The sequence below is a fragment of the Stenotrophomonas sp. HMWF003 genome (assembly GCF_003061285.1).
GTDB lineage: Bacteria > Pseudomonadota > Gammaproteobacteria > Xanthomonadales > Xanthomonadaceae > Stenotrophomonas > Stenotrophomonas maltophilia_AP.
Map to the genome: position 1 here is coordinate 1 of NZ_QAIW01000046.1, position 7,181 is coordinate 7,181.

At 66.9% G+C, this 7,181-nt stretch carries 7 protein-coding genes; 2 read left to right on the forward strand and 5 right to left on the reverse strand.

Features of this window, described 5'->3' with window-relative positions; all coding sequences use genetic code 11:
* On the forward strand, nucleotides 1-2,086 hold a 2,086-nt coding region (locus DBR34_RS01565), incomplete at its 5' end, for an arylsulfatase (protein ID WP_146186751.1).
* A 44-nt stretch (nucleotides 2,087-2,130) separates the two neighbouring features.
* On the opposite strand, the gene DBR34_RS01570 is transcribed toward DBR34_RS01565, so the two are convergent.
* The 3 genes from DBR34_RS01570 to DBR34_RS01580 all read right to left on the reverse strand — a co-directional run bounded on the left by DBR34_RS01570 (nucleotide 2,131) and on the right by DBR34_RS01580 (nucleotide 4,811).
* On the reverse strand, nucleotides 2,131-2,487 hold the full coding sequence (locus tag DBR34_RS01570; protein ID WP_128095436.1) for a YkgJ family cysteine cluster protein: 357 nt from the start codon (nucleotides 2,485-2,487) through the stop codon (nucleotides 2,131-2,133).
* A 135-nt stretch (nucleotides 2,488-2,622) separates the two neighbouring features.
* Nucleotides 2,623-3,804: an MFS transporter gene (locus tag DBR34_RS01575; protein ID WP_128095437.1), complete on the reverse strand. Its 1,182-nt coding sequence runs from the start codon at nucleotides 3,802-3,804 to the stop codon at nucleotides 2,623-2,625.
* 101 nt (nucleotides 3,805-3,905) lie between these two features.
* On the reverse strand, nucleotides 3,906-4,811 hold the full coding sequence (locus DBR34_RS01580; protein ID WP_128095438.1) for a LysR substrate-binding domain-containing protein: 906 nt from the start codon (nucleotides 4,809-4,811) through the stop codon (nucleotides 3,906-3,908).
* Between the two features lie 327 nt (nucleotides 4,812-5,138).
* Here DBR34_RS01580 and DBR34_RS01585 point away from each other — a divergent pair, with 327 nt between their 5' ends.
* Nucleotides 5,139-5,636, forward strand: coding sequence for a ferritin-like domain-containing protein (locus tag DBR34_RS01585; protein ID WP_038687788.1), 498 nt, complete (start codon nucleotides 5,139-5,141; stop codon nucleotides 5,634-5,636).
* Nucleotides 5,637-5,865: 229 nt separating this feature from the next.
* Here the strand turns inward: DBR34_RS01585 and DBR34_RS01590 are convergent, their stop codons facing one another.
* On the reverse strand, nucleotides 5,866-6,375 hold the full coding sequence (locus DBR34_RS01590) for a hypothetical protein (protein ID WP_258223613.1): 510 nt from the start codon (nucleotides 6,373-6,375) through the stop codon (nucleotides 5,866-5,868).
* Between the two features lie 59 nt (nucleotides 6,376-6,434).
* On the reverse strand, nucleotides 6,435-7,016 hold the full coding sequence (locus DBR34_RS01595; RefSeq protein ID WP_128095440.1) for a TetR family transcriptional regulator: 582 nt from the start codon (nucleotides 7,014-7,016) through the stop codon (nucleotides 6,435-6,437).
* Between the last annotated feature and the right edge of the window lie 165 nt (nucleotides 7,017-7,181).

A 7,181-nucleotide genomic window follows, 5' to 3' on the forward strand; every position in this document is an offset into this window, starting at 1 on the left:
GTGCTCGCCCACGCGCGCCGCGCTGCTCTCCGGCCGCAACCACCATGCGGTGGCCATGGGCCACATCACCGAAACCGCCACACCCGCGCCCGGTTACCGCTCCACCCGCCCCAACTCGGCCGTGCCACTGCCGGAGATCCTGCGCCAGAACGGCTACAACACCGCCCAGTTCGGCAAGTGCCACGAAGTGCCGGTGTGGGAATCCGGGCCCACCGGCCCGTTCGACCATTGGCCGGCCTTCAGCGGCTTCGAGCGCTTCTACGGCTTCATCGGCGGCGAGACCAACCAGTGGACGCCCGCGCTGATCGACGGCGTGTCCACCGTCGAGGCACCGCTGGACCCGGGCTACCACCTCATGCCCGACCTGGCCGACAAAGCCATCGACTATGTGCGCCTGCAGAAGAGCCTGACCCCGGACAAACCCTTCTTCGTGTACTTCGCGCCCGGTGCCACGCACGCACCGCACCACGTGCCCAAGGACTGGATCGCCAAGTACAAGGGCAGCTTCGACCAAGGCTGGGACGCACTGCGCGAGGCCACTTTCGCCCGCCAGCGCGAACTGGGCGTCATCCCCGCCGATGCGGTGCTCACCCCGCGCCCGGACGGCATCCCCGCCTGGGACGACATGCCCGACGAGCTCAAGCCGATCCTGGCGCATCAGATGGAGGTGTATGCCGCGTTCCTCGAATACGCCGACCACCACACCGGCCGGGTGATCGACGCGCTGGAGGAACTGGGCGTGCTGGATGACACCCTGGTCTACTTCATCATCGGCGACAACGGCGCCTCGGCCGAGGGCGGCATCAACGGCGCCTTCATGCTCACCACCGCCTCCAACGGCGGCGCCGAGTACGAAACCGCCGCATTCTGGAAACAGCACCTGGACGAGGTGGGCGGGCCCACGGCCTACAACCACTACGCCGTCGGCTGGGCCCATGCGCTGTGCACGCCCTACCAGTGGACCAAGCAGGTGGCCTCGCATTACGGCGGCACGCGCAACGGCACCATCGTGCATTGGCCCGCGCGCATCTCCGGCAGCGGCGAGCTGCGCAGCCAGTGGCACCACGTCATCGACGTGGCACCCACCATCCTCGACCTGGCCGGGCTGGCGCAGCCGCATACCGTCAACGGCGTCACCCAGGTGCCGATGCACGGCGTGTCCATGGCCTATACCTTCAACGACGCCGAAGCCGACGAACGCCACCTCACCCAGTACTTCGAGATCATGGGCAACCGCGGCATCTACCACGACGGCTGGACCGCGCAGACCAAGCACCGCACCCCGTGGGACGTGGTGGCCAAGGGCGTGGATTTCTCGCAGGACGTCTGGGAGCTCTACGACACCCGCACGGACTGGACCCAGTCGGACAACCTGGCTGCCGCCCAGCCGGACAAACTGGCCGAACTGCAGCAGCTGTTCCTGATCGAGGCGGTGCGGCACAACGTCCTGCCCATCGACGACCGCGCCGCCGAGCGCATGAATCCCCAGCTCGCCGGCCGCCCTACCCTGACCACCGGCGACACCCTGCGCCTGTATCCCGGCATGACCCGCCTCGGCGAAAACGTGGCGATCAACGTCAAGAACCGCTCCTACGCGGTCACCGCCGAGATCGACGCCCCGGCCGAGGGGCAGCTCAATGGCGCCATCATCGCCCAGGGCGGGCGCACCGGCGGCTGGTCGTTCTTTGCCGAGAACGGCAAGCTGGGCTACCACTACAACCACTGCGGGCTGCTGCGCAAAACCGTGCTGTCCGAGGCGGAGATCGGCACCGGGCGCCACCAGGTACGGGCCGAGTTTGCCTACGCCGGTGGCGGCATCGGCCGCGGTGGCACGGTCACCCTATACATCGATGGCACGGCGGTGGGCAGCGGCGCGATCGAGCGCACCCATCCGCTGTACTACTCCTTCGATGAAGGCCTGGACGTGGGCATCGACACCGGCATGCCCGTCTACGAGGGCTATCTAACCGAGCGCGGCAAGTTCAACGGCACCATCCAGTGGGCCGAGATCCAGCTGGACCAGGACGACCACTCGCACATGATCGACCCCGAGGACCATCTGGCGGCGGTGATGCGGCATCAGTAGCGGGGCGCGAGCAGGCGCGGTGCGTCACTGCCGGTCCCGCGAGGCTACAGCAGCACCTGCCGCGTGCTGGCCAGATAGCGATGAATGTCCTTTTCCACCGTCTCATCGATCATGTAGACCGGCCGCTGGCCATTGGGGCAGCGCAGCCGCGGGGTGGTCCCGAACAACCGGCAGATCAGCGGGCGCTCCTGGTAGATCTCGCACCCCTGCTTGCCCAGGTAGGGGCAGCTGAGCTCGGCCAGGGCCGCATCATGCTCGGCCTCGCTTTTGACCGGGAGGCGCGCCATCTCCTCGGTCGACACAGTGACCGGGCCACAGCAGTCGTGGCAGCCGACAATGCACCGGAAGGACGGGATCTGATCGCGCAGCCGCAGTAGGGTGTCGCTGTTCGTGTAGGGCATTGCGATGAGCCTCGGCCAGGCATCGACGGTAGGGCATTTTACTCCCCCGGCCGTCGCGATGTTGCAGGGCACCGCCGGACGCGCTGGATGACCCGCGCCTGGCGGAGCGCGCCCCACCCGGCGGGTTGATGCCGATCAGGCGACCGGTGACTCAAGCGCCGTCACGCGTCGCCCCTGCAGGTACAGCACCATCACCGCCAGCACCGCAGCCCCTGCCCCCGTCAGCGGGACGAACGCCAAGGTCGCAAAGCCGATCGTGACGCTGCCCAGCGCACCGCCCAGCGCCGTCCCGAGATTGAAGGAGGCGATGTTCAGCCCCGCCGCCACCGAACTGTAGCCGGGAATGAAGCGCTGGGCCTGCCTGAGCAGTCGCAGGGTCAGCAGCGTCACGATGGAGAAGAAGCAGACGCCCAATGTGCCGACCAGAATCATCATCACCACCGGCATGCGCGCGAAGCCGTACAACCCGAGCAGGTTCAGCGCCAATGCGCCCAGCGCCAGCCGCAGGCTGCGATCCACGTCCATGGCGTCGGCAAGGACGCCGCCCAGCAGATTGCCGACGATGGCACACAGGCCGAACAGCAGCATCCCCAGGCTCAGCCACTGCACATCCACCGCCGTCACCTGCTGCAGGTACGGCGAGACGAAGGTAAAGAACGAGAACGTGGCGATGCTGACGAGCGCGCCGATACCGGCGGTGATCAACAGCTGCGAATGGGTGATGGCCTTGATGCCCTTCCACGCGCCACGCCCGGCTGCATCCACTCCGGCCTCGCCGCGCGGCATGCACAGCGCCAGCCCCAGCATGCCCGCCACACTGAGCACGCCGATCGCCGCGAAAACCACGCGCCAGGACCACAGGCTTCCCAGGTACGTGCCAAGGGGAACGCCGATGGCCAGTGCGAGCGTCAAACCGATCCACACCACCGACAGCGCCCGGCCTGAGCGCTGTGGATCCACCAGCCGGGTGGCGGCGTCGGAGGCCACCGCCATGAAGACGCCGTGGCCCAGGCCGACCACGAAGCGGATGGCCAGCAGGACCACCAGCGTGGGCGATGCACTCATCAGCAGGCTGCCCACCGCCAGCAACGCCGTGGCCAGCAGCAGGATCTGCCTGTCCCGCCAGTGGGCGACCAGTGCCGTGATGAACGGTGCGCCGATGGCCGCGCCCAGTGCGTAGGCCGCGATGGCCGTGCCGACCAGCGAGATCGGCGCGCCAAGGTCATCGGCAATGGCGGTCAGCAGACCCGCGACGATGAACTCGGAAAGGCCGAACGCGAATGCGCACAGCGAAAACACATAGATGGCGGCAGGCATTGCAGATCCTCAACAGCGGGGCTGCCGAAGACTAGGGGCTTGCCTGGCGCGGGTGAAGGACTGTCTGCATACCGCACCAAGACGCGGTGCATCTCATCCGCTCAGGGCGGTGACAGGGCGTCCAGCACAGCGTGTATCAAGCGGTCGCGGATCGCTGACGCCCGGGTCGCGTTCCACCCCATGAACAGGTCCAGCCGGGCCATCTCGTCAGGCGCCTCCACCTGCAACGGGCGGAACACCACGTCTTCCCGCGCATCGGTGGCTACCGACGCGGGCAGCAGCGCGACACCGAACCCGGCGGCAACCAGGGCCACCAGGGTCTGCATCTGCCGGCCGTGCTGCACGATGTTGGGCACGAACCCTGCTGCCTGGCACAGGCCGATAAGCTGGTCATGGAAGCCCATGCCAAGCGTCCGCGGTGAGGCGACGAACGCCTCGTCCCTGAGCGAGGCCAGCGCAACGCTCGGGGCCGCCTCCAGCCGATGGCCGGCGGGCAGCGCGACGACGATCGGCTCACTGGACAAGGCCGCCATGCGCAAGTGCGGGGTAGACGTGCCTGGCGTCCGCATGAATCCGATATCCGCCCTGCCCTGCTCCAGGGCGACGACCTGCTCCTGGGTAGTGGCCTCCACCATGGTGAACGAAACGCCGGGCCACGCACTCCGAAACGCGCGAAGGGCGCGCAGCACAGGGGCGTAGGGTGCAATGTTGATGAAGGTCAGCGTGAGGTGGCCCTCGATGCCCTGCGCAACCCGTCGCGTCTGCGCCACGCCCTCGTCCAATGCGCGCAGGGTGCTGCGCGCCGTGACCAGGAACGCCACACCCGCCGGGGTCAACGCAACGCTGCGGTTGGTGCGCACGAACAGAGGCGCACCCACGGCACTCTCAAGCTTGCGGATCGCCTGGCTCAGCGGAGGCTGGGCCATGTGCAGCCGCTCGGCAGCACGATTGAAGTGCAGCTCTTCAGCAACCGCGACGAACTGTTGGAGCAGGCGGGTCTCGATCACTGCAACGCCACACCTTGTGTCTGCCTGGATTGGGCCGGTGCAACATAGCAAATCACTGCGCTGCGGGCGCGCATTCTTGCCCAGGGCGCAAACCGGAGAGCCAACGCTTTAGGCGGCGCAGGCCTGCCTGCAACCGCCTGCCGCGCGTCGGACCGTGTAGTCGATCTGTTCCCGACCGCACTGTCTGGCATGAATGGGTAAACCCGTTCCAAGAGGGTGAAAAGCGGCGAACGGGTCGTGTAGCAGGCCTTCACGGACCTGCGCACCACCCTAACGAGAGAGCGCCTAGCTTCAGCGCTCCACCCACCACCAACCCGGAGCATCCTCATGGCGATCAAGACCGCAGAAGACCTGTTCATTCACGAACTGTCGGACATTTACAGCGCGGAGAAGCAGATGGCCAAGGCGCTTCCCCGCCTTGCGCGCGCCGCCACCGACCCGGACCTGGCCGCCGCCTTCGAAACCCACCTGGAAGAAACCCAGGGCCAGATCGAACGCATCGACCAGGTGGTCGAGCTGCTGGGCATCCGGCTCAAGCGCATCAAGTGCGCGGCCATGGAGGGGTTGGTTGAGGAAGGCAAGGAAGCCATCGACAGCATCGAGGAAGGCCCCGTGCGCGATGCCGCGCTTATCGGCGGTGCCCAGAAGGTTGAACACTACGAAATCGCGTCCTACGGCACCATCGCTGCCCTCGCCAAGCAGCTGGGTTACAAGGACGCGCTGCCGCTCCTGCTGGAAACTCTGGAAGAAGAAAAGGCAACCGATGAGAAGCTGACGATCCTGGCCAAGTCCGGCGGCAATGCCAAGGCCGCGAAGGCGGCTTGAGGCCCAGGGCGATCAACAGGGACGGAGACGGTCTGCCGGCGGCCCCTTTTCCGGCGAGCTGAAGTGGCTGTACAGGGGGAGCGGCATGGACCGCCGCTCCTTCACCACACTTCGCCCAGCGCAGGACCCCTGGCGAGGCGGGACGCTCCGGCGCTTTCCAGCCCCGGAAACGACGATGGCCCGACATCGCGCCGGGCCATTATGATGCCAAGAACCCTGGATGTACGCGTCACACGCTGCCGCTCATCTCCATCTGGGCCTCATTTCGCCCGCTTGCGGCACGCGATGCTTGCCGGGAAGCCGCCGGATGCAGAGCATCGTCAGCGGCCAGGTCGCTTTCGTGAGAACCAGCACCTTTGTGTTCAAGGCTCTCCTGCACCGCTGCGAGCAATCGGCTGGCACAGCGGACGGCGCTCCCAAGGGCCGGGTCCAGCCCCACGAGGTAAACGAAGCAGCCGTCGAACTTCGCCGACGCGGTCTCCAAGCCCTCTGAATACGCCATTTCGCGCTTGAGCGCCTTGAACCAGCGCTTGGGTGGCTCGGCGGCCAGCTCGATCACGACGGCGGCTTCGCCGAAGCCCAGCGGCATCGCTTCGATCCTCAGTACCTGGGGGTTTGACGGGGTCTTTTGTCTGGCGGCCATTGCCCTTCTCCTCTGGAACAATGACGGAAAAGTATCCTCAGCAGGCGCCAAGAGCGCGTCAAAATTTGCTGACCGCCGGCGCGGTTTTTTCTTCATCGTCCTGCGGGGGCGCCGCGTAGGCACGCAGAAAGAGCGCGACGGTGACAACGCTTCTGTCAGGGCGCAGACACCCCTGACATCCGCGCCAGCACATCCGCCCGGCAGACATCCAGAAGTTCGTCCGCCAGCGCCGAATCGTCCGGGCAGGACCGGGACAGCACCATCGCCCCAACAGCCTGCGCCATCAAGGCAATCCGCCGCGCGCGCGCCTGTTCGGCGGTGGAGGCGTCGGCCTGCTCTTCCGGCGTGGAAGCGACCGCCAGCTGCGCCTCGATACCTGCCGCAAAGGCCGCCTTGACCCCCGCCGGCTGACGCGCCGCGTCGGTGCACAGCGCTGCCATGGTGCAGCCCTGGCCTGGCGCGTCCCGGTGCGCGCGGGACAGGTAGTAGCGCACGAAGCTCTCCCGATCCGTGCCGGCCGCGGCCTCGGCCGATTTGGCCAGGCCGCAGCTCGCCGCCTCGGCCATCAGGTCGGCCTTCGACCCGAAGTGCTTGTAGAAGCCGCCGTGGGTGAAGCCGGCAGCCGCCATCAGATCGGCCACGCCCACACCGTCGTAGCCCCGCTCCCGGAACAGCGTGGAAGCGGTGTCGACGATGTGCGCCCGGTTGGCCTGCGCCTGTGCCTTGGTGACCTTCATGACCCGGTCTCTCTTCACGCTCTGCTTTGGTGAAGCGCACTTTACCACGATAGATGACCACCATCATCAAACCGTTGACATCTAAGATTACGGTCATCATCATTGCCCCACACCGTCAGCCGCCGCTACCGCCGGGCGGGCCTTCCCCCCTCAACAATCACGACC

Bases quoted from the DNA above. Each gene is read 5' to 3' on its own strand.
- DBR34_RS01570 (WP_128095436.1), bottom strand. From the start codon at position 2,487: ATGCCCTACACGAACAGCGACACCCTACTGCGGCTGCGCGATCAGATC.
- DBR34_RS01585 (WP_038687788.1), top strand. From the start codon at position 5,139: ATGGCGATCAAGACCGCAGAAGACCTGTTCATTCACGAACTGTCGGAC.
- DBR34_RS01595 (WP_128095440.1), bottom strand. From the start codon at position 7,016: ATGAAGGTCACCAAGGCACAGGCGCAGGCCAACCGGGCGCACATCGTC.
- DBR34_RS01590 (WP_258223613.1), bottom strand. From the start codon at position 6,375: ATGAAGAAAAAACCGCGCCGGCGGTCAGCAAATTTTGACGCGCTCTTG.
- DBR34_RS01575 (WP_128095437.1), bottom strand. From the start codon at position 3,804: ATGCCTGCCGCCATCTATGTGTTTTCGCTGTGCGCATTCGCGTTCGGC.